17 protein-coding genes are annotated in these 21,304 nt (G+C 66.1%); 8 read left to right on the forward strand and 9 right to left on the reverse strand.

Features of this window, described 5'->3' with window-relative positions; translation table 11 throughout:
- Positions 1-172: 172 nt before the first annotated feature.
- The 6 genes from WKB88_RS12155 (at position 173) to WKB88_RS12180 (ending at position 5,955) form a co-directional block, all read left to right on the forward strand.
- A complete protein-coding gene (locus tag WKB88_RS12155) occupies positions 173-532 on the forward strand; it encodes a YraN family protein (RefSeq protein WP_341394820.1) in 360 nt (119 codons plus the stop codon).
- Complete coding sequence (locus WKB88_RS12160; RefSeq protein ID WP_341394821.1) at positions 529-2,079, forward strand: YifB family Mg chelatase-like AAA ATPase; 1,551 nt, start codon at positions 529-531, stop codon at positions 2,077-2,079. The genes WKB88_RS12155 and WKB88_RS12160 overlap by 4 nt, the downstream gene beginning before the upstream one ends.
- On the forward strand, positions 2,076-3,287 hold the full coding sequence (gene dprA / locus WKB88_RS12165; protein ID WP_341394822.1) for a DNA-processing protein DprA: 1,212 nt from the start codon (positions 2,076-2,078) through the stop codon (positions 3,285-3,287). Before WKB88_RS12160 ends, dprA begins: the two co-directional genes overlap by 4 nt.
- Positions 3,288-3,456: 169 nt before the next feature.
- Positions 3,457-3,978 (forward strand): methylated-DNA--[protein]-cysteine S-methyltransferase, encoded by a 522-nt coding sequence (locus WKB88_RS12170; RefSeq protein WP_341394823.1) that lies wholly within the window; start codon positions 3,457-3,459, stop codon positions 3,976-3,978.
- Between the two features lie 316 nt (positions 3,979-4,294).
- Positions 4,295-5,182 carry a tyrosine recombinase XerC gene (locus tag WKB88_RS12175; RefSeq protein WP_341395084.1) on the forward strand — a complete coding sequence of 296 codons (888 nt, stop codon included), beginning with the start codon at positions 4,295-4,297 and terminating at the stop codon, positions 5,180-5,182.
- Positions 5,183-5,451: 269 nt separating this feature from the next.
- A complete protein-coding gene (locus WKB88_RS12180; RefSeq protein WP_268911332.1) occupies positions 5,452-5,955 on the forward strand; it encodes a DUF3145 domain-containing protein in 504 nt (167 codons plus the stop codon).
- 118 nt (positions 5,956-6,073) lie between these two features.
- Here the strand turns inward: WKB88_RS12180 and fabF are convergent, their stop codons facing one another.
- The 8 genes from fabF to WKB88_RS12220 all read right to left on the reverse strand — a co-directional run bounded on the left by fabF (position 6,074) and on the right by WKB88_RS12220 (position 15,344).
- Entirely contained in the window at positions 6,074-7,309 is a 1,236-nt protein-coding gene (gene fabF, locus WKB88_RS12185) for a beta-ketoacyl-ACP synthase II (protein WP_341394824.1), read from the reverse strand.
- Between the two features lie 107 nt (positions 7,310-7,416).
- Complete coding sequence (locus WKB88_RS12190; protein WP_152217833.1) at positions 7,417-7,662, reverse strand: acyl carrier protein; 246 nt, start codon at positions 7,660-7,662, stop codon at positions 7,417-7,419.
- 83 nt (positions 7,663-7,745) lie between these two features.
- Positions 7,746-8,810, reverse strand: a complete 1,065-nt coding sequence (locus WKB88_RS12195) for a beta-ketoacyl-ACP synthase III (protein WP_341394825.1) — start codon at positions 8,808-8,810, stop codon at positions 7,746-7,748.
- Positions 8,807-9,778: an ACP S-malonyltransferase gene (locus tag WKB88_RS12200; protein WP_341394826.1), complete on the reverse strand. Its 972-nt coding sequence runs from the start codon at positions 9,776-9,778 to the stop codon at positions 8,807-8,809. Before WKB88_RS12200 ends, WKB88_RS12195 begins: the two co-directional genes overlap by 4 nt.
- Positions 9,779-9,886: 108 nt before the next feature.
- The gene (locus WKB88_RS12205) at positions 9,887-11,080 is read right to left on the reverse strand and encodes a PucR family transcriptional regulator (protein ID WP_341395085.1); all 1,194 of its coding nucleotides are present in this window, start codon (positions 11,078-11,080) and stop codon (positions 9,887-9,889) included.
- Positions 11,081-11,187: 107 nt separating this feature from the next.
- Positions 11,188-12,699, reverse strand: a complete 1,512-nt coding sequence (locus WKB88_RS12210) for a carboxyl transferase domain-containing protein (protein WP_341394827.1) — start codon at positions 12,697-12,699, stop codon at positions 11,188-11,190.
- Positions 12,696-13,925, reverse strand: a complete 1,230-nt coding sequence (locus WKB88_RS12215) for a CaiB/BaiF CoA transferase family protein (RefSeq protein ID WP_341394828.1) — start codon at positions 13,923-13,925, stop codon at positions 12,696-12,698. The genes WKB88_RS12210 and WKB88_RS12215 overlap by 4 nt, the downstream gene beginning before the upstream one ends.
- Before the next feature lie 57 nt (positions 13,926-13,982).
- Entirely contained in the window at positions 13,983-15,344 is a 1,362-nt protein-coding gene (locus WKB88_RS12220; protein ID WP_341394829.1) for an SLC13 family permease, read from the reverse strand.
- A 181-nt stretch (positions 15,345-15,525) separates the two neighbouring features.
- Here WKB88_RS12220 and WKB88_RS12225 point away from each other — a divergent pair, with 181 nt between their 5' ends.
- A complete protein-coding gene (locus WKB88_RS12225; RefSeq protein ID WP_341394830.1) occupies positions 15,526-16,221 on the forward strand; it encodes a FadR/GntR family transcriptional regulator in 696 nt (231 codons plus the stop codon).
- A 424-nt stretch (positions 16,222-16,645) separates the two neighbouring features.
- On the forward strand, positions 16,646-18,127 hold the full coding sequence (locus WKB88_RS12230) for an HNH endonuclease signature motif containing protein (protein ID WP_341394831.1): 1,482 nt from the start codon (positions 16,646-16,648) through the stop codon (positions 18,125-18,127).
- A gap of 203 nt (positions 18,128-18,330) precedes the next feature.
- Here WKB88_RS12230 and aceE read toward each other — a convergent pair whose 3' ends face one another.
- The gene (aceE, locus tag WKB88_RS12235; protein WP_341394832.1) at positions 18,331-21,069 is read right to left on the reverse strand and encodes a pyruvate dehydrogenase (acetyl-transferring), homodimeric type; all 2,739 of its coding nucleotides are present in this window, start codon (positions 21,067-21,069) and stop codon (positions 18,331-18,333) included.
- Positions 21,070-21,304: the final 235 nt, after the last annotated feature.

Raw genomic sequence — 21,304 nt, forward strand, 5'->3', positions numbered from 1 at the left:
CCCGCGATCTGCACGAAAGACCAGGCCGCCGCACGCCCAACATCATCGGTCCGCCTCGGTAAGAGCGGTCCGTTCCTCCCCAGCGCAGGTGCGGTGGACGGGCCGGGCACCATCATCCACATCCGGCAGCAGAGGCAATTCACTTCCCGTCCCTGTGGCGCAGGGTGGAGCCATGAGAGCTAAAGACACCCTGGGACGCCACGGAGAGGACCTCGCGGCAGGTTATCTGGCTGCGGCCGGAATCGAGGTCATTGACCGCAACTGGCGCTGCCCGGACGGGGAAATAGACCTCGTCGGGATAGAGAACGGCACGCTCGTCATCGTGGAGGTCAAAACCCGCTCCTCGCTGGACTACGGCCATCCGCTGGAAGCCATCACTCCGGCGAAGCTTGCCCGCCTCTACCTCTTGGCCAGCAGGTGGAGGACAGCGCAGGAGAGACGGTTTACCGGGTTCCGGGTGGACGCGGTGTCAGTGGTCGACGACGGCGCGGGCACACCGGTTATTGAGCACCTGCGTGAGGTGGCGCTGTGACGCTGGGAAGAACGTACGGTGTGGGCTTGGTCGGCCTGGACGGCCGGATGGTGGAGATCGAGGCGGACATTGGCCAGACACTTCCATCCTTTGTCCTGCTGGGGTTGCCCGACGCCTCACTGAACGAGGCTAAGGACCGGGTCAGGTCGGCAGCCAAGAACGCTGGCCTGCCGCTCAGCCGCCGGAGAATCACCGTCAATCTGATGCCGGCGGACGTGCACAAACGGGGCTCGGGATTCGACCTCGCCATAGTCACAGCCGCGCTGGCCGCTGCCGGTGACGTCCGGTGCAGCGGCCGCCGGGTGTTCATTGCCGAGCTGGGCTTGGACGGACGGCTGCGGCCCGTGCGCGGCATCCTGCCTGCAGTCATGGCGGCCGTGCAGGCAGGCTATCCGGAAATCACAGTGGCGGCAGCCAACGCAGCCGAAGCAGCTTTGGTGCCCGGAGCGGAGGTCACCGGATTCGAATCCCTGGCGGAAGTGGCAGCTTTTCTTGGCGCCGATCCTGACCGGTTGTCATTTCCGCCCCGGGTCCCTGAGGAGACGCCGGAGGCTGCCGACGACGGCGGGAGTTCCGCCGCGGCCCCGCTTCGTGACATGTCGGACATCGCCGGCCAATCAGAGGCCAGGTTCGCGGTGGAGGTAGCGGCTGCGGGAGCGCACCACCTCCTGATGACCGGACCGCCTGGCGCAGGGAAGACCATGCTCGCTGAGCGTCTTCCGAGCCTGTTGCCGGATCTTCCGGATGCACACGCCATGGAAGTGACCGCGATTCATTCCTTGGTGTGGGGCGGCCGCCCGTGCTCCCAGCTCCTGCGTCGTCCGCCCTTTGAAAGCCCGCACCACACAGCATCCTCCGCTGCCATCATTGGCGGAGGGTCCGGCATTGCCCGGCCGGGAGCTGCGTCCCGGGCACACCGGGGCGTCCTTTTTCTGGATGAAGCTCCGGAGTATGACCGGCGAGTGCTTGACGCACTGCGGCAGCCGCTCGAGAGCGGAAAGCTCGAACTGCACCGCGCTGCCGGCACGGCCAGCTACCCGGCGCGCTTTCAGCTGGTGCTGGCTGCCAATCCCTGCCCCTGCGGATTGGCCGCCGGAAAGGGCATTGACTGCACCTGCACGCCGCAGCAGCGCCGGCGATACTTCAGCCGCCTCTCCGGCCCTCTGCTGGACCGGGTGGATCTGCAACTGACGGTCCAGCGGGTGTCGCTGCGGGAGCTGGCCGGAGATGGGCAAACGGAAGAAAGCAGCGCGATCGCCGGCCGGGTCGCTGCTGCCCGGGGTATCCAGCACGACCGGTTGAAAGGGTGGGGATACGAAACCAATGCGGAAGTGGCCGGAAACGTGCTGCGCGGCACCCTGAAACCCGCTCCGCGCGCTACTTCCGCACTCGACCGCGCGATGGACCGGCAAACCCTGACAGCACGCGGGTACGACCGAGTGCTGCGTGTGGCGTGGAGCATCGCCGATCTGGCGGGCCACTCGTCGCCGGACGCCGACGACGTCGGTCAGGCCCTGGGGTTCCGCCAGCAGGGGGCAGCGGCATGAGCGGCGGACAGCCGGATCTGCTCCGGAGCCGGGCGGCGTTGTCCCGGTTGTTTGAACCGTCGGACAACGTGGGACTGGCTTTGGTGGCAGCGGCGGGGCCCGTAGACGCACTGCGGGTAGCGACGGGGAGCCTGCGCGCCGGGAACGCGCTGATACGTGAAGTGACGGAGGAACTGGCCGGAGCGGGCATTTCGGGGCGCGGAAGCAGCCTCGCTGAAGCCCTCGCCAGGTGGGCACCCAGGGTGCCCGATCTGGCACCGGACCGGGATCTGGCAACCATCAGCCGCGCAGGCGGCGAACTGCTTACCCCTGAGGACCCGCGCTGGCCGGAAGCCCTGCGTGACCTGGGGTTGGGCATGCCGCTGTGTCTGTGGGCACGAGGGGACCTTAATCAGGGGATGCCCGCGCTGGGCAGGACGGCAGCGGTCGTTGGCTCACGGGACAGCACCGGGTACGGCGCGTCTGTGGCCGGTGATCTCGCTGCGGGACTGGTGGTGCAGGGATGGAGCGTCGTCTCCGGCGGTGCGTACGGCATCGATGCACAGGCCCACCGCGCCGCGCTTGCAGTTGGCGGCGGCGCGGGGGCGGCACCCACCATTGCCGTCATGGCCTGCGGCGCCGACCGCTACTATCCGGCAGGCAATGAGGATCTTCTGCGGGAGGTGGTCCGCAGAGGAATCCTCATGTCGGAGGTGCCGCCCGGCTCGTCTCCTACGCGGTGGAGATTCTTGCAGCGAAACAGGATTATTGCCGCGCTCAGTGCTGTGACAGTCGTGGTCGAAGCACGCTGGCGCTCGGGAGCATTGAACACGGCACACCATGCCGCAGCACTGGGGCGGGAAGTCGGCGCCGTGCCGGGCTCGGTCTATTCAGCCAATTCCGCAGGATGCCACCGGCTACTGAGGGACGGCAGCGCCGTTTGTGTCACCGATGCCGCCGAGATTATTGAACTGGCCGGCCCCATCGGTGCGTCTGCAGACTCTGCGGAGGCCGCACATCAAGAACCCGCAGCAGTCCATGACGGGCTCACGATTGAAGACCTGCTCCTGCTGGACGCCTTGCCGCTGCGCAGCGGCTCACCGGTGGAGAAGCTCGCCTCAGTCGCCGGTTTGTCAGTGCCGGCGGTCCGTGCAGGGCTGGCACGGCTGGAACTGGAAAACCTCGCCGTCCGCGACGGATTGCAGCTCTGGAAGAGGAGCCGCCGATGAAGAGGACTTCACTATCCCTGGATGTGGAACATCGAGACGCAGCCAGCCGCATACACAACCAGCCGCATAAACAACACAACCGATATGTGCAGGACACAGCGACATCAGTTCGCCGCAGCATCACCACATAACCACAGCACGACGCAACACCACCACGAAGGGAACCATCATGCGCATCCATAAAAGTGTCGTCACCCCGCTGGGTATCCTCACCCTTGCTTCTGAGGAGGGAGCACTGCGGGCTGTCTTTCCCGGAGTACCCGATCCGGCCGCCGACCACGGTCTCGGCCGAATTGTCGAAGACGGGTTCGAGGAAGCGGAACGCCAGCTCAGCCAGTACTTCGACGGGACGCGCTGCTGCTTCGACCTGGACCTGGATACCCGGGGAACGGATTTCCAGCGGCAGGTCTGGGCCGAGGTCTCCGCAATCCCGTACGGCCAAACCTGCAGCTACAAGGAACTGGCCATCCGGCTTGGGGACGCGGCAAAAGCCCGCGGGGTGGGGGCGGCGCTGTCCCGGAACCCGTTGAACATCGTCATTCCCACCCACCGCGTTGTCGGTTCCCGCGGCGCGCTCACCGGCTACTCCGCAGGGATCGACTCGAAACGGTTCCTGCTGGATCACGAGTCCTCGCAGACAACCGCGGCCCTGCGCATCCAATGCGCCGGTGCGGCCGGTGTGCCTGCTTGAGGTCGGGCACTGATACGAGGACAGTAAAGGGGTGACACCAGCTACCAACAAAGAGCGGCATTCCGCAGGCACCGGGCCTGTCTCTGCATCCGGCGCTGCCGCAGATTCGGCCTCAACCGATGAGACCAGCGCGACCCGCGGGACCCGCGGGACCTATGGGACCTCCGGGGCCGGCCAGACCCGCGCCGCCGGGGAGGCCAGCGAGACCCACTGGGCCCGCGCCGCCGGCACGGGGGCAGCCGGAGCAGCAGGGGAGACAAACGTACCGGCAGGACCAGCCGATCCCGAGCGCTGGCCCGCGGAGTTCAGCAAGGCCCTGCGCGGGTTCAGCCGCTACCTGACCAGTGAACGGGGGCGCTCCGAGCACACGGTGCGCGCCTACGAAGGTGATGTGGCCCAGTTGCTGACCTATGCGCTGGCCGGGGGAGTGCGGTCGCTGGACGGGATAGACCTGGCGATCCTGCGGGGTTGGCTGGGCGAGCTCAGCGGAGCTGGCCTGGCCCGTTCCACACTGGCCCGGCGCGCCGCCACTGCCCGCAGCTTCACCGGGTGGGCGCTGCGAGAAGAACTCATTGATACTGATCCGGCACTTCGCCTGCGGGCCCCGAAACGGGAAAAGACCCTGCCGGCAGTGCTTCGCGCGGGACAGATCGGCGAGTTGTTTGCCGCGCTCGCCGACGCAGCGGTCGACGGCGGTCCGGTAGCGATCCGGGACCGGGCCATCGTCGAGCTGCTCTACGCCACCGGCGTCCGGGTGGGTGAGCTGACCGGACTGGACATCGACGATTTGAACGCGGACCGGCGCACGCTCACCGTCATCGGCAAGGGCAATAAGGAACGCACCGTTCCTTATGGCCAGCCTGCGGCCGAAGCGGTTGACGACTGGCTCCGCCGCGGCCGCCCTGCCCTGGCCGCCGCTGACAGCGGCCCTGCACTATTCCTGGGCCGGCGCGGCCGCCGGGTGGACCAGCGGCAGGTCCGGTCGGTGGTGTCGGGTCTCTTTGAGGCCCTCGGGGACACCGGTGCAACGGGCCCCCACGCCCTTCGACACTCGGCGGCGACCCATCTGCTCGACGGCGGCGCCGACCTCAGGGCGGTGCAGGAAATCCTGGGCCACTCCTCGCTGGCCACCACGCAGCTGTATACCCATGTGTCCGTGGACCGGTTGCGGGCCAGCTACCAGCAGGCCCACCCCCGGGCCTGACGCCGGAGGACGCACAGACCGGTGAAGCCCGTGCGCGGACTGAAATCATCATTGGCGCATTCCCGAAACTTGCGGCACAATAAGGCTAAGTCCGTACCGGATGAAAGTCTCAAAGGAATTGGAAGTCACCGCAGAGAAAACCAAGCGCAGTTCACAGTGTTTTCCAGGAACGCCGTTTTCAGGCCGTCCCTGAATAAGCTAACAACAGAAATGTTCCGCCCGGGTTGAAGGTCGTTGGGGAAGACGTACCTACAGCTATGGAGGATGGAATGTCTGTTGTGATGGCCCACGGCGTGTTATTCATACACTCCGCCCCGTCTGCGTTGTGCCCCCATATTGAGTGGGCAATAGGATCCGTCGTGGAAAAGCGAACGGATCTAAAGTGGACCCCGCAGCCTGCTGCACCGGGCATGCTCCGCACCGAGGTGGAGTGGACCGGCCCTCAGGGCACCGGCTCGCTGCTGGCCTCGGCGCTGCGCGGATGGGCGCACCTGAGGTACGAAGTGACAGAAGACCAGAGCCCCGGCGCCGACGGGAGCCGCTGGTGCCACACGCCCGAACTGGGTATTTTCCACGCCGCCACCGACGTCCACGGCAACATCATGGTCTCCGAGGACCGGATCCGTTACGCCTACGAAAACGGTGCCGGAGATCCGTCAGCTGTTTACCATGAACTTTCCCTGGCTCTGGGGGAGGCCTGGGACGATGAACTGGAACCGTTCCGCCACGCAGGCGACGGAGCCAACGTCCGCTGGCTGCACCAGGTCGGGTAACTCGAAGCAAAGCCACAGCAAAACAAAAAGCCACAGCAAAGCAAAAGCCGCGGCCGTTGTCCCGATGGGAAACGGCCGCGGCTTTTTGACTGACTGGGAGCCAGCAGCTACCGCCGGCCTAGCAGCTGCGCAGTGCGATGACGGCGTTGTGTCCGCCGAAACCGAATGAATTGCTCAGCACCACAATGTCGCCGCCGGGCAGCGACCGGGCCGATGTCACGACGTCGAGCGGGATTTCCGGATCCTGGTTCTCCAGGTTGATGGTCGCCGGAGCCTGCCGGTCGTACACTGCCATGGCTGCCATGACGGCTTCCACTGCGCCGGAGGCGCCGAGGAGGTGGCCGGTCTGGGACTTGGTGGCGGAGACCGCAACGTTGTCCACCTGCGAGCCGAGTGCAGCCTTGAGGGCTGCGTACTCGGGCTTGTCGCCCACGGGCGTGGAGGTGGCATGCGCGTTGACGTGCACCACGTCCTCGGCCTGTGCGCGGGCGTCGTAGAGTGCGGCCTTCAGCGCGCGGGTGGCGCCCAGGCCCTCGGGATCGGGCGCGGTGATGTGGTACGCGTCTGCCGTCACAGCGGTTCCGGCGAGCTCAGCGTAAATCCGGGCGCCGCGGGCCAGGGCATGCTCCTCTGATTCCAGGACCAGCGCCCCGGCACCTTCACCCATCACAAAGCCGTCGCGGTCCTTGTCATAGGGGCGGGAGGCGCGTTCCGGGTCATCGTTGCGCTTGGACAGGGCCTGCATGGAGGCGAAGGCAGCCAGCGGCATGGGGTGGATCGCGGCTTCGGCTCCGCCGCAGACGACGACGTCGGCCTTGCCGGAGCGGATCAGTTCCAGGCCCTGGTGCAGGGCCTCGGTGCCGGAAGCACAGGCGGAAACAGGGGTGTGGGCGCCTGCGCGGGCACCCAGGTCCAGGCTGACGGCGGCGGCGGGGCCGTTGGGCATCAGCATGGGAACGGTCATGGGCAGGACGCGGCGGGGGCCCTTTTCGCGCAGGGTGTCCCACGCATCCAGAAGGGTCCACACTCCGCCGATGCCGGTGGCAAACGAGACACCCAGACGGTCATGGTCGACGTCTTCGATGCCGGAGTCTTTCCAGGCCTCGCGTGCGGCAACCACGGCAAACTGCGTGGACGGGTCCATGCGCTTGGCTTCCACACGGGAGAGGACCTCGCTGGCCGGCGTGGAGACGCGTGCGGCAAAGGTGACGGGAAGGCTGTACTGCGCCACCCAGTCGTCCTCGAGGGTTTTGGCGCCGGCGACACCCTTGAGCGCGTTCTTCCACATGGTGGGAACATCGCCGCCGATGGGCGTCGTGGCGCCCAGACCGGTGATGACTACTTTGCGGGCCATGATTCACTCTCTCGAAGACGTTGGTGGTGCGGGAACTGCGGTGGTGCGTGGTGCAAAAGCGCTGACGCGGCGGCCGCCGCCGGCGAAGGCAGCGGCCGCCGGCAAAATTACGCCTGGGCTTTGGAAATGAAGTCCACGGCGTCGCCGACGGTCTTCAGGTTCTTGACCTCTTCGTCCGGGATGCGCACGCCGAACTTCTCTTCCGAGTTCACGACGATGGTCATCATGGAGATGGAATCGATGTCCAGGTCATCGGTGAAGGACTTGTCCAGCTCGACGGACTCGGGGGCCAGACCGGTTTCCTCGTTGACGATCTCGGCGAGGCCGGCCAGGATTTCTTCGTTGCTAGCCATGTTGGCTCCTTTTTCTCGTGGTGCCGGCAGGAGCCGGCGTGTTGTCCAACCGTGGAACGGCGGGGTGTTGGGGGACGGACAGGTTACGGAAGAACGATAACCTGCGCGCCGAAGACCAGGCCTGCGCCGAAGCCGATCTGGAGGGAGAGCTTGCCGCTGAGCTCGGGGTTTTCCTGCAGCAGCCGGTGGGTCGCGAGCGGGATCGAGGCCGCCGAGGTGTTGCCGGCGTCGGCGATGTCGCGGGCGATGACGACGGACTCGGGCAGTTTCAGCTGCTTGGCCATTTCATCGATGATGCGCATGTTCGCCTGGTGCGGGACGAAGGCGCCAAGATCCTCGGCGGTGACTCCGGCGGCGTCAAGGGCGCGCTGTGCGACCTTTGCCATTTCCCACACAGCCCAGCGGAAGACGCTCTGGCCGTCCTGGCGCAGCGTCGGCCACAGCTTGGTGTCGCGGGCGGCGACGTCCGAAACGGCGACGTCGGTGCCGTCGGCTTCGGCGGCCAGCGACAGTTCGCGGATGTCCAGCATGGAATGGGTCATCCCGATGGTGCTGGACTTGCTGCCGTCCGAACCCCAGACCGACGGGCCGATGCCCGCGGAATCGGAGGGACCGACGACGACGGCGCCGGCGCCGTCGCCGAGCAGGAAGGAGATGGTGCGCTCGGTGTTGTCGATGAAGTCGGAGAGCTTCTCCACCCCGATGACCAGCACGTATTCTGCTGCGCCCGAGCGAACCAGGGCATCCGCCTGGGCGATGCCGTAGCAGTAGCCGGCGCAGGCGGCGGACACATCGTAGGCCGGTGCCGGCGAGGCGCCGAGCAGATGCGCAATTTCAGCGGCGGCCGACGGCGTGGCGAAGGGGTGGGTGACGGTGGACACGATGACGGCGCCCAGCTGGGAACCCTCGATTCCCGCGGAGGCCAGGGCATCCCGGCCGGCGGCCTCGGCCATGTCGACCACCGAGGTGCCCTTGTCCGCGCGGTGCCGGGTGACGATCCCCGTGCGCTGGCGGATCCACTCGTCGGAGGAATCGATCCACTGGCAGACATCCTCGTTGCTCACGATGACGTCGGGCCGGAAGGCACCGATGCCGTGGATCCGGCTGAACTGGTGGACGGGGGACTGTTTCAGGGTGGGCGTGCTCACGCGTTACCTTCTCCGGTGGTGGTTGCTGCTGTCACTGCGGCGGGCGAGGGGGAGTGTTCGGTGATGAACTCCCGCGCGGCGTCGAGGTCTTCGGGGGATTTCAGGGCCAGCGTGGGCAGGCCCTTGAGGCCGCGGCGGGCCAGCCCGGTCAGGGTGCCGGCCGGCGGCAGTTCCAGCATGCCGGTCACGCCCATGGCAGCCATGGTCTCCATGCACAGGTCCCAGCGGACGGGCCGGGACACCTGGGCAATGAGGCTGTCCAGGTTGCCCTCCCCGGAAACGACGGCGGCGCCGTCGTAGTTGGAAAGCAGGGTGGGCAGCGGTGCTGCGGGGCGAAGCTGAGGGCGCAGCGCTTCGAGCACGCTCACCGCGGGCGCCATGTGGGCGGTGTGGAAGGCGCCGGCCACCTTCAGCGGGATGACGCGGGCTTTGGCCGGAGGAGCGGCGGCAAAGGCGGCGAGCTGATCCAGGGTTCCGGCGGCGACAGTCTGTCCGCCGCCGTTCACGTTCGCTGCCGTGAGTCCGGCGGCGGCCAGGGCTGCGGCAACCTCGTCCGGGTCACCGCCCAGAACGGCACTCATTCCGGTGGGGGTTTCAGCCGCGGCGCGGGCCATGGCGTTGGCGCGCTCCCGGACGAAGATCAGGGCATCGGCTTCGGTCAGGGCACCGGAGAGGGCGGAGGCGGTGATTTCACCGACCGAATGTCCGGCGACCACGGTGGAAGCGGTCAGCGCCTGCGGCTGCACCAGCAGGCGGGCGGCCATCAGCCCGGCGGCCACAATCAGCGGCTGGGCCACGGCGGTGTCCTTGATGGTCTCTTCGTCGGAGACGGTGCCGTGGGCGATCAGGTCCAGACCGGCAAGGGCACTGAGTGATTCAAGATGTTCCCGGACTCCGGGCAGTTCCAGCCACGGAGAAAGGAAACCTGGCGTTTGGGACCCCTGGCCGGGGCAGACAATAGCGAGCACGTATCAAGCTTTCCAAAGAGAAGGGAAGATGCCGGGTGTTTGCGTAGACCAAGCTCCACGTGAGCCGTTGTAGGAAGTCTACAAGGGGAAGTGACGGATGCAACTCGCTTAGGAGCGCGCGGCGGGACGTTCCGGAACTGCTTTTCCGGGCGGCGCCAGCCGTCCCACCACGAGTGCGGTCTGCAGAACGAAGGCCTCACGCGGCAGCATCGGATCCCATCCCGTGACGTCGCAGACACGCCGCAGCCGGTACCGGACGGTGTTGGCGTGCACAAAGAGTTCACGGGCCGTGGCTTCCAGGGAATGCCCCAGGGAGAGGTAGGCGGAGAGGGTTTCCGCCAGGCCGTTGGACGCGCCCAGCAGCGGCCGGTAGATGCTGCGCACCAGGGCCTTGCGTGCGCTGTCGTCGCCGGACATCACCCGTTCGGGCCACAGATCGTCGGCTGCGACGGGACGCGGCGCTGCTGGCCAGGCGCGGGCCGCGGTCAGGCCGGCAAAGGCGGCCTGCGCCGACGGACCGGCATCGACCAGGGACTCCGCCGGCGGGCCGTACACGACGGGTCCGGGGCCGAACAGTTCAGCGAGCCGGGCGTAGGAGCCCGGGCTGTCCTCCAGGCCTCCGAGCACCAGGATGAGCCGTTCGCCCTGGATTCCCACCAGGGCATCTTCGGTCAGCCGTGCGGTGGCGCGGCGAAGTTCATTGACGAAGGAGGCGTTGGTGTCCGACGGCGAGCTGCCCACCATGACGGTGATCCGGGCCGTGGAGGTCCAGCCGACGGCCGCAATGCGGGAACGCAGCGCATCTGAGCTTTCTCCGCGCAGAATGGCGTCCACCACCAGGGCCTCCAGCCGGGTGTCCCAGGCCCCGCGGGTTTCCGCCGCCCGGGCGTACACGTCCGCGGCGGCGAAGGCCACTTCCCGGGAATAGCGCAGCACCGCTTCGCGCAGCGGCCCCTGGACGTCGTCGTCGGCCAGTTCCGGAACGCGGTCCTCCACGACCTCCACCACTACCCGGATCAGCTGCAGGGCTTTCTGCAGGCTGATGGAGCGGGTCAGCTCGGTGGGGGCGGTGCCGAACACATCGCTGAGGACCCAGGCCGGCGAGGCCGGGCGCTCATACCAGTTCACGAACGACGCGATGCCCTTTTGCGCCACCATCCCGAGCGCGGAGCGTTCGTCCGGGCGCAGGCCCCGGTACCAGGGCAGGGACACATCCAGCTGCTTAAGGGTGGCGGTGGAGAGCTTTCCGATATTGGCTTTGAGCCGCTCCACCGTGGAGGGGTCCGCCGGGTCGGCGCGCATCCCGGGTCCGGGTGCGGCTGTGCTGCGAGTCACTGGCATAAGCAGAGCTTACGGGGTCCGCCGATCAAGCACCATTTTGTGCGAAGGCTACAACTCGGGGTATGGGTTCAGCCCACCGACCCGAGTTTGCGGAACCGCTCGGTCCGCCGCGCCAGCCGCTCGGCTGCGGGTCCGGTGCGCAGCGAAGCCAGCTCGTATTCCACTGCCTTCGCCATCCGGCGGCAGAAGTCCGGGGCTTCCGCGGCGGCGTCGGGCTCCTCGGGAACTATGTGGTCCACGATGCCGTGGGCCGCCAGCGCGGACACCGTCACGCCCTGCGCCTGCGCCATTTCCGCTCCGTGCAGTGTGTCGCGATACACAATGGCGCTGGCACCTTCAGGGGGCAGCGAGGAGAGCCAGGCGTGCTGCGCGGCCACCGTTCGGTCGGCCGGCAGGAGGGCCAGCGCTCCGCCGCCGGCGCCCTGGCCAAGCAGGACCGAGACTGTTGGACAGTCCAGTCCCACCAGGTCGTTGAGGCTGCGGGCAATCTCACCCGCCAGGCCGCCTTCCTCCGCTTCCTTCGACAGTGCTGCGCCGGCGGTGTCGATCACGGTCAGCAGGGGAAGGTTGAGTTCTTCTGCCAGCCGCATGCCCCGGCGCGCCTCCCGGAGGGAAGCCGGCCCCAGCGCCGGCTGCTCCGCACCGCGCTGCCGGTCCTGGCCCAGCACCACGCAGGAGGTCTGTCCAAAGCGTGCCAGCGCCAGCAGCAGCCCCGGATCCTTCTCGCCTTGCCCGGTTCCGTTCAGCGGCAGGACGTCGGAGGCGCCGAAGTGCAGGAGCTGGCGCACCCCGGGCCGGTCCGGATTGCGCGAAATGGTGATGGACTCCCACGCCTGAACCGCCGCCGGCGCACTGCCCAGGGAAGGCGGTGCGGGTACGGTGCCGCCGTCGCCGGGCAGTAGCATGGACAGGGCGCGGTGCACGGTTTCGGCGAGTTCTTCAGGCCGCAGAACGGCGTCCACCAGGCCGCGGGCCTGCAGGTTCTCCGCGGTCTGCACTCCCTCGGGGAAGGGTGCTCCGTACAGGGCCTCGTAGACGCGCGGGCCGAGGAAGCCCAGCAGGGCTCCGGGTTCGGCCACCGTGATGTGCCCCAGTGACCCCCACGAGGCCATAACGCCTCCGGTGGTGGGATGGCGCAGGTAGACCAGGTACGGCAGGCCCGCTTCCTTGTGGGCCCGGACCGCCGCGGTGATCTTGACCATGGACAGGAAGGCGAGGGTTCCTTCCTGCATCCGGGTTCCGCCGGACGCGGGTCCGGCCAGCAGCGGCAGGCCTTCACGGGTGGCCCGCTCGACGGCGTCGGTCAGGCGGTCTGCGGCGGCCACTCCGATGGAGCCGCCCAGGAATCCAAACTCGCAGACAACCAGTGCCACCCGGCGGCCCCGCACCAGACCTTCGCCGGTCAGCACGGATTCGTCTTCGCCGGTCTTCTCCCGGGCTGCCGCGAGGTCCGCCTCATACGCGTCGCTGTGCCCGGTGTACGCCACCGGAGAGTCCCAGGAACGGAATGAACCCGGATCAACCACGAGGTCCAGCAGCCCGCGGGCGTTCAGCCGCTTAGGCCTGGTGCCGACACTCATGCCTGTGCTTCCCGGTCTGCGGCGGGCGCCGGGGTGCTGTCCAGCCAGCTGCGGATGTCGGCTCCGTGCTGGTTGAGCAGCGGCGGCGCCTGATGTTCCCGGTTGGTCGTTTCGGTGCCCTCGGCGGCGGAGAAGAACCGCAGCGGCGGGCCGGGGAGGGCGACTTTGCCCAGGACCGGATGTTCGACGTCGATCACCAGGCCCTGGGAGCGGACCTGCTCCCACTCGTACACCTCGTCCAAGCTGCGCACCTTGCCGGCCGGGATGCCTGCGGCCCGCAGCTTCTCCAGGAGCGGTTCGGCGTCGAAATCGGCGAAGGCTTCCTCGACGGCGTCGATCACGGCCTGCCGGTTGCGGACCCGCTGCGCGTTTCCGGCGAATTCCGGGCGGGAGGTGTCAATGCCGAACGCCGCCGCAAAGGTCTCCCACAGCTTTTCGCTGCCCACGCTGATCTGGACCATGCCGCCCCGGCAGGAGAAGAGCCCGTAGGGGGCGATGGAGGGGTGATGGTTGCCCTGGGCTTCGGGAACCTCTCCGGCAACGGTGTGGCGCGTTCCCTGAAAGGCATGGACACCGACGACGGCGGCGAGCAGCGAGGTGCGGACGACCTGGCCCCTGCCGGTGCGTTCGCGTTCGAGCAGTGCCGCGAGCAGGCCGAACGCGCCGTACATTCCGGAAAGCAGGTCGGCAATGGGAACACCCACGCGCTGCGGGTCTTCGGGGCCGGAACCGGTCAGTGACATCAGCCCGGCTTCGCCCTGGACAATCTGGTCGTAGCCGCTGCGGGTGGCCTCCGGGCCGTCGTGGCCGAACCCGCTGATGGACAGGATGACCAGCCGGGGGTTGAGCTCATGCAGCTGCTCCGGGGAAAAGCCGAGCCGGTCCAGGACTCCGGGCCGAAAATTCTCCACCAGGACATCCGCCCGCCGGACCAGGTCGCTGAGCACCGCAACGCCGTCGTCGGACTTCAAATCCAGGCTGATGGATTCCTTGTTCCGGTTGCAGGAAAGAAAGTACGTGGCCTGCTGGTCATCCTCGGGGCCGACAAAGGGCGGGCCCCAGCTGCGGGTGTCATCGCCCGTGCCGGGGGTCTCGACCTTGATCACGCGTGCGCCGAGGTCGGCGAGCATCATGCCGGCGTGGGGCCCGGCCAGGGCGCGGCTGAGGTCGACGACGAGGTATCCGTCCAGCGGTCCGCGGGAAGTGGGTGTGGTGGTGGTGCTCATGGGAGTCTCTTTCTGTAGCGGTAGTGCGGTGTTGGCGGTGCCGGGAGGGCCGGGGGCCTAGAGCCAGCCGGGGACAACCATGATCAGCCAGGCCACCAGGGGTCCGACAACAACAACGATTCCGCTGTAGCCAAGAATCTGCTTGTAGAAGCGGTCCTTGTCCATGCCTTCGGGTGCATTCGCCAGTACCAGTGCACCGTTGGTCGAGAACGGCGACACGTCAACGATTGTGGAGGACACGGCCAGTGCGCAGATGAGTCCGACGGCGCCGATCTCACCCGAGGCGAGGAAGGGCACGGCCAGCGGAATCAGCGCCGCAAGGATGGCAGTGGAGGAGGCGAAGGCTGAGACAACGGCACCGATGTAGCAGATGAGCAGGGCGGCCAGCAGGGGCATGCCCAAGCCGACCACGGCGTCGGACACGTATTCCACGGTGCCCGCTTCCTGCAGCACGCCCACGAAGGTGAGCATGCCGCAGATGAGCAGGACCGTGGTCCAGCTGATCTTGTTGATAGCACCCTTCTGGGCCTGCGGGGAGACCAGGGCCAGGATCATTGCGATGGTGATGGAGACGAAGCCGACGTCGACCTTGAAACCGAGGGCGATCACGGCGAGGGCGATCAGGCCTGCGATCGTGACGATCTGCGGAAAGAGCTCGCTGCGGGTCTTGGTGGCCTGGATTCCGTCTCCGGCGGGGTCGCGCGGACCGTAGATGTCGGAGCCGAATCCCTTGAAGGCGACGTCGGTGCGGCCGGCGGAGCTGAGGTTCATCCGGGCCTGGGCAACCTCTTCCACGAAGCCGCCCACCGTGCCGCTGCGCAGTTTGCTGCCGCCCAGGACAAAGAACAGGATCAGGGCAATGAACGTGTTGAAGAGCAGGCTGGCGAGGAACACGGCCAGAGGACTGGACTCCAGGTCGGTTTCGCCAATGATGCCGTTGACCGTGACCCCGTATACGGCAATGGGGGAGAAGCCGCCGGCCTGCGCGCCGTGGATCACCATCATGCCCATCATCAGCGGGTTGATCTTGTGCTTCGCAGCGAAGCCGAGAGCGATCGGGGCAACGATTGCGACGGCGGCGGGAGACAGGGCGCCGACGGCGGTGATGATGGCCGTGATGGCAAACATGATCCACGGAATCAGTGCCACCCGGTTGCCGACCATCCGGACCGCTCCACGGACCAGCAGGTCAATGGTGCCGTTGTTCTGCGCTATGGCGAAGAGATAGGTAACGCCGACAATCGTCAGGAACAGGCCGCCCGGGAAGTTGGCGAGAATGTCGTCCGTGCTCATGCCTAGAAAGACAAAGCCCAGAAGGAAGGCCCCCACAAAGGCAAGCGCCCCCATATTGAGGGGCAGCACCGTGGCCAGGAGGAACATGGCCACCAATATCAGGATGGAGAGGATTGGAGCGGACATCTAAAGTTCCCTACGTCGTCGAAGGTGCCGGCACATCCCGGTGCCGGCGGCGGAGTGTGGCAGTGATGTCCGCCACACTGGCACTGGACTAGCCTCTTAGACTCTGGGTCTCTTTGTCAATTGCTGGCTATACTCATGTCGGACCGCGCGGACGCCCGGTGGACGTTAGAGGGAGGTTGCCATGTCCGGCAGCGGTGACGGCAAAGGTTTTGTCCGGGTCTCCCGGCCCCGGCTGTACGAGCGGCTGGTGGAGCAGCTTCTGGGCTTTATCTCCTCGACCGGACTGGGGCCCGGCGATTTGCTTCCGGCCGAGAGGGACCTTGCCGAGCGCATGGGAGTCTCCCGTGCCACGCTGGCACAGGCTCTGGTGGCTCTGGAGGTGCTCGGCGTGATCGATGTCCAGCACGGGACCGGTGCCGTCCTGGTGTACCGGCCGAGTGTGGCGTCCGTATTGCGCGAATTGCGTGAACATCGTGACCGCATGCCGGAGATAGTCGAAGCCCGCAGCACCCTCGAAGTGAAGCTGGCGGCGCTCGCAGCAGAGCGCAGGACTCCGGAGGACCTGGCTGCCGTCGATGCCGCCCTTGAGGTGATGTCCGCTGAGATTGCCGAGGGCAGCCGGGGCACCGAGGGCGACGAACTCTTTCACCAGGCAGTGGCCGCAGCGGCCCATTCATCCATTCTCGCGTCGATGATGACGTTCATTTCCGAACTGGTTCGGGAAACACGGCTCGCTTCCCTGGGGCAGCCCGGCCGGCCGGAGCGTTCGCTGGAGTCGCACCGTGCCATCGCGGACGCTATCCGCTCGTCGGATCCGGAAGCCGCGGCAGAGGCCATGCAGGCCCATATCGATCTGGTCTCCGAAACCGCAATGTAGGTCATTGCGGCAGAAAGGGCGGCAGGAAAGCAGGTCATTGCGGCAGGCTGCCGACTGCTTGTTTCGCACGGAAGCGGCATCAGTAGTTCCGCAGAAAAGACGGGTATTTGGCCGTCAACATTAGGGCCGGTTTGGGCCTGTTGTGGTCTGTTGTGGAGCTGGAAATGTCGGTGGCGGGTGAAATCCTGAGGTCATGGATCAGAACGGATCTTCGACGGGCCCCGGCCCCGGCACTAATAACGGACAGGCAGCAGCGTGCAGCCTGTCGGTCTTTGTTGCCGGGCCCGGTCCGGAGGCTTCTGAGCCGGCCGGTGAAACTGATCCGGCTGTTGCCGCAGTAGCCCATTCCCCCAGTGGTTTTGTTGCTCCCGGTGGCGCTTTTGAACCGTCGGGGGCTGGTTGCCGTGACGGGTTTACCGGAGCTTTGGCCCTCCGGAACGTGGAGTGCCTGAACGAGGAAGAAACCGGTGCCGTGTTGTCGCGGTTGAATGTGCTGGGCCGGTGGGTTCAGGCGCAGCAGGCGAAGGTCCTGTCCCGGATGCAGAACATTTACGAGTCCGAGAGCATGTTCGTTTCGGGCCGGCCGGATTCCGAGATGGCCTTCAGTCTGGCAGCCGAGGAAGCGGCTACGATTCTGGGGGTTCCCACCGGTACCGGAACGGCGTTGATGAGCCGGGCCGGTGATCTGTGCACCGCCAACACTGCCACGTTGGGGAGTCTGGAGGCCGGGGAGATCAGTTACGGGCATGCCGAGACGGTTCTGGAGCAGTGTGTGGGGATTGCTCCGGCGGATGTGCCCGTGTTTGAGGCGAAGCTGCTGGGTTTGGCTGCGGGACAGACGAAGGCGCAGTTCCGGGTGAAGGCTCGGCGGTTGAGGGAGAGTCAGTATCCGCAGACGATTGTTGAGCGGCAGCGGACGGCTTTTGATCGGCGGTCGGTGTGGGTGCGTCATGAGCCTGACGGTATGTCGTGGTTTTCGGCGATGCTGCCGGCGGAGACTGCGCAGGGGATTTATCACCGGCTCAGTGTTGCGGCCCGGGGTGAGCAGGCGGCCGGAGATACGCGGAGCGTGGATCAGTTGCGGGCGGATATCGTGGCGGACCTTTTGGGTGGTCATGAGCATGAGTGCACTTCCGGGGGCTGCGACAGCAGCAAGGGCACCGGCGCCGGGAAGGGCGCTGGCGAAGGCGGCGGGGGCTACGGCGCCCGGAAGGGCAGCGGTTCCGGAACCGGAACCGGCGAAAAGGATGGTGCCGGTTCCGGGTCGTGCCGTATAGGTCATGGTTCCAGGGCCCGGACTGAGATTCTGGTGGTGATCACCGCTGAAACTCTCTTGGGAGCCGATGACCAGCCTGCGGAACTGGTCGGGTATGGGCCGATCAGCCCCGAAAGAGCCCGGCGCATGGCCCGCGAGGCGGCGAAGTGGACGCCGGCGGAGCGGGACCCGGAGACTGAGGAGATCCTGCGGGTGGGTAAGCGGCGGAAAGTCCCGGACGGGTTGAAGCAGTTGCTGCGGGTCCGGGACGGGACGTGCCGGTTCCCGGGCTGCCGGACCAATGCGGTGATCTCCGAAATCGACCACACCAAACCCTTCGCGCAGGGAGGTCCCACCGATCACGACAACCTGGAACATTTATGCCGGCGGCACCACATGTTCAAAACCAAAGGATTCTGGAAAGCCTGCCAGCCCAGTCCCGGAATCATTGAGTGGACCTCACCGGGAGGACGAAAGTACCGCACCTCACCAGACCTCACCCTTCCGCGGGGTGGGGCGGACCCGCAGGGGGAACGCGGCGTTCCTGGAGTCAAAGACCCGGCAGTCCTGGCCGGTGCCGAACCATCAGTCGTGGATTCATCAGGTGCGGTTAATGAGGACGACTACGGTTCCGATCCGCCGCCCTTCTAACCGGGAAGGCGAAAAGTCAGGACAGGTCAACAGAAAGAGTCAGGCTCAACAGAAAGAGTTAGAAGAGCTCAACAGAAAGAGTCAGAACGCCTCAACAGGAGTGAGCCAGGACGCTTAAACAGAAGAGAACCGCCGCAAATGCGACGGTTCTCTTCTGTGCTCCTACGAGCTCGTCCTCCTACGATGAGGAGACCGTGTAGCGCTTAGGCGTCGCCGCCGGCGTTGCCCGACGTTCCTGCATTCACGTTGAGCAGGTCGTACTTCTTGATCGCTTCGGTCGGCGCGCTGGCGTCAACCTCGCCGCGGCGGGCGAGCATTTCCAGGGTCCGAACGACCATGGAGTGCGAATCAATCTTGAAGTACCGGCGTGCAGCGGCACGGGTGTCCGCGAAACCGAAGTCGTCGGCGCCCAGGGTGGCAAATTCGTTCGGAACGAACTGCCGGATCTGGTCGGGAACGGCCTTCATGTAGTCCGTGCTGGCAACAATCGGTCCGGTGGCTCCGGCGAGCTGCTTGGTGACAAACGGCACGCGGGGTTCGGCGTCGGGATGCAGGAATGCTTCTTCCTCGGCGGCCAGGCCGTCGCGGCGGAGTTCATTCCAGGACGTCACGGACCAGACATCGGCAGATACGCCCCAGTCTTCGGCCAGGATCTTCTGGGCTTCCAGGGCCCACGGCACAGCAACGCCGGAGGCGAGAAGCTGGGCGCGGGGACCATCGATCTTTGCCGGAGCCAGCAGGTAGATGCCCTTGACGATGCCTTCGACGTCGAGATCCTCCGGAGCCTTGGGCTGCAGGATCGGCTCGTTGTAGACCATGAGGTTGTAGATAACGTTCGGATCCTTGGAATCCGGACCGTACATCTGCTCCAGGCCGTGGCGGACGATGTGCCCGATTTCGTACCCGTAGGCCGGATCGTAGGTTTTCACGGCCGGATTGGTCGAGGCCAGAATCGGGGAGTGGCCGTCAGCGTGCTGCAGGCCCTCACCGGTCAGGGTGGTCCGTCCCGCGGTAGCGGAAATCAGGAAACCGCGCGCCATCTGGTCGGTGGCTGCCCAAATGTAGTCGCCCGTGCGCTGGAACCCGAACATCGAGTAGAACACGTAGACCGGAATGAGCGGCTCGCCGTGGGTGGCGTAGGACGTGCCGGCAGCGGTAAAGGCCGCAATGGAACCGGCTTCGTTGATGCCGACATGCACAATCTGGCCCTGCGGGGACTCCTTGTAGGCCAGGACGAGGTCCCGGTCCACGGACAGGTAGTTCTGGCCCTTGGGGTTGTAGATCTTGGCCGTCGGGAAGAACGAGTCCATACCGAAGGTGCGGGCCTCATCCGGAATAATCGGCACAATCCGCTTGCCGAACTCCTTGTCCCGCATCAGGTCCTTGAGCAGACGGACAAAGGCCATGGTGGTGGCCGCCATCTGCTTGCCGGAACCGCGGTTGGCAACCTCGTAGGCCTTCTCGCCCGGCAGGTGCACCGGATCATGCTTTACGCGGCGCTCGGGAACGTTGCCGCCCAGTTCGCGGCGGCGTTCCAGCATGTACTTGATCTCCGGAGCGTCAGCACCCGGGTTGAAGTACGGCGGCTTGTACGGATCAGCTTCGAGCTGCTCGTCCGTGATGGGGATGCGCAGGTGATCGCGGAAGGCCTTCAGGTCATCCAGAGTCAGCTTCTTCATCTGGTGCGTGGCATTGCGGCCTTCGAAGTGCGTACCCAGGCCGTAGCCCTTGACCGTGTGGGCCAGGATAACGGTCGGCTTGCCCTTGAACTCCATGGCTGCCTTGTAGGCCGCGTAGACCTTGCGGTAGTCGTGTCCGCCGCGCTTCAGGTTCCAGATTTCTTCGTCGGTCAGCTTGGCGACCAGTTCCTTGGTCTCCGGAGTCTTGCCGAAGAAGTGCTCGCGGACAAACCCGCCGTTCTCGGCCTTGTAGGTCTGGTAATCGCCGTCGGGGGTGGAGTTCATGATCTCCACCAGCGAGCCGTCCTGGTCCTTCTCGAGGAGCGAGTCCCACTCGCGGCCCCAGACGACCTTGATGACGTTCCAGCCGGCACCGCGGAAGAATGCTTCCAGTTCCTGCATAATCTTGCCGTTGCCCCGCACCGGGCCGTCGAGGCGCTGCAGGTTACAGTTCACGACAAAGGTGAGGTTGTCCAGCTTGTCATTCGCGGCAAGCTGGAGCAGGCCGCGCGATTCGGGCTCGTCCATTTCGCCGTCGCCCAGGAAGGCCCAGACGTGCTGGTCAGAGGTGTCCTTAATGCCGCGGTTCTGCAGGTAGCGGTTGGACTGCGCCTGGTAGATGGCGTTCATCGGGCCGATGCCCATGGACACGGTGGGGAATTCCCAGAAGTCCGGCATCGACCGCGGGTGCGGGTATGAGGACAGCGCGTGTCCCTCGCGGGACTTTTCCTGACGGAACCCGTCCATGTCTTCTTCGGACAGGCGGCCTTCCAGGAAAGCGCGGGCGTACATACCGGGGGAGGCGTGACCCTGGAAGTAAATCTGGTCTCCGCCGCCCGGATGGTCCTTGCCCCGGAAGAAGTGGTTCATGCCCACTTCGTACAGGGTGGCTGCACCGGCGTAGGTGGAAATGTGTCCGCCGACGCCAATTCCCGGACGCTGGGCGCGGTGCACCATAACGGCTGCATTCCAGCGCAGCCAGGCGCGGTAGCGACGCTCAACTTCCTCGTCGCCGGGGAACTCCGGTTCCTGGTCAACCGGGATGGTATTGACATAGTCAGTGGTGGTCACCATGGGTACGCCTACCGACTGCGCACCGGCGCGCTGGAGCAGCGAACGCATGATGTACTGGGCCCTTTCGGTGCCCTGGGAACGGATCAGTTCATCCAGTGACTGCATCCATTCCGCGGTCTCCTCGGGGTCACGGTCCGGGAGCTGGTTGGTCAACCCGCTCAGGATGTCCGTTGTGTCTTCTGCGGCCACGGCAAACCTCTCTCATGTACAGATTGTGTCTGCACGAATTACGTCTGTGGGGATCCGGTTTCGTCACCGGACGATCACGGTGGCTGCGCGGATGCTGGTGCCTCCGGAGCCTCTCTGATCCACTCTAGTCCCGCAGACCGGCAGTTGCGTAGCCCGTTCGCTAACGGCTGGCAGCCGCCGGGCCGCTCATTGCCGTCCATGCGCGGGACGCACCTGCACATGCGATAGCTTGCCC

This window comes from Arthrobacter sp. G119Y2, from assembly GCF_038069765.1.
Taxonomy (GTDB): domain Bacteria; phylum Actinomycetota; class Actinomycetes; order Actinomycetales; family Micrococcaceae; genus Arthrobacter_B.

Bases quoted from the DNA above. Each gene is read 5' to 3' on its own strand.
- WKB88_RS12220 (WP_341394829.1), bottom strand. From the start codon at position 15,344: ATGTCCGCTCCAATCCTCTCCATCCTGATATTGGTGGCCATGTTCCTC.
- WKB88_RS12215 (WP_341394828.1), bottom strand. From the start codon at position 13,925: ATGAGCACCACCACCACACCCACTTCCCGCGGACCGCTGGACGGATAC.
- WKB88_RS12155 (WP_341394820.1), top strand. From the start codon at position 173: ATGAGAGCTAAAGACACCCTGGGACGCCACGGAGAGGACCTCGCGGCA.
- WKB88_RS12170 (WP_341394823.1), top strand. From the start codon at position 3,457: ATGCGCATCCATAAAAGTGTCGTCACCCCGCTGGGTATCCTCACCCTT.
- WKB88_RS12210 (WP_341394827.1), bottom strand. From the start codon at position 12,699: ATGAGTGTCGGCACCAGGCCTAAGCGGCTGAACGCCCGCGGGCTGCTG.
- WKB88_RS12205 (WP_341395085.1), bottom strand. From the start codon at position 11,080: ATGCGCGCCGACCCGGCGGACCCCTCCACGGTGGAGCGGCTCAAAGCC.
- WKB88_RS12190 (WP_152217833.1), bottom strand. From the start codon at position 7,662: ATGGCTAGCAACGAAGAAATCCTGGCCGGCCTCGCCGAGATCGTCAAC.
- WKB88_RS12180 (WP_268911332.1), top strand. From the start codon at position 5,452: ATGTCTGTTGTGATGGCCCACGGCGTGTTATTCATACACTCCGCCCCG.
- dprA (WP_341394822.1), top strand. From the start codon at position 2,076: ATGAGCGGCGGACAGCCGGATCTGCTCCGGAGCCGGGCGGCGTTGTCC.
- WKB88_RS12225 (WP_341394830.1), top strand. From the start codon at position 15,526: ATGTCCGGCAGCGGTGACGGCAAAGGTTTTGTCCGGGTCTCCCGGCCC.
- fabF (WP_341394824.1), bottom strand. From the start codon at position 7,309: ATGGCCCGCAAAGTAGTCATCACCGGTCTGGGCGCCACGACGCCCATC.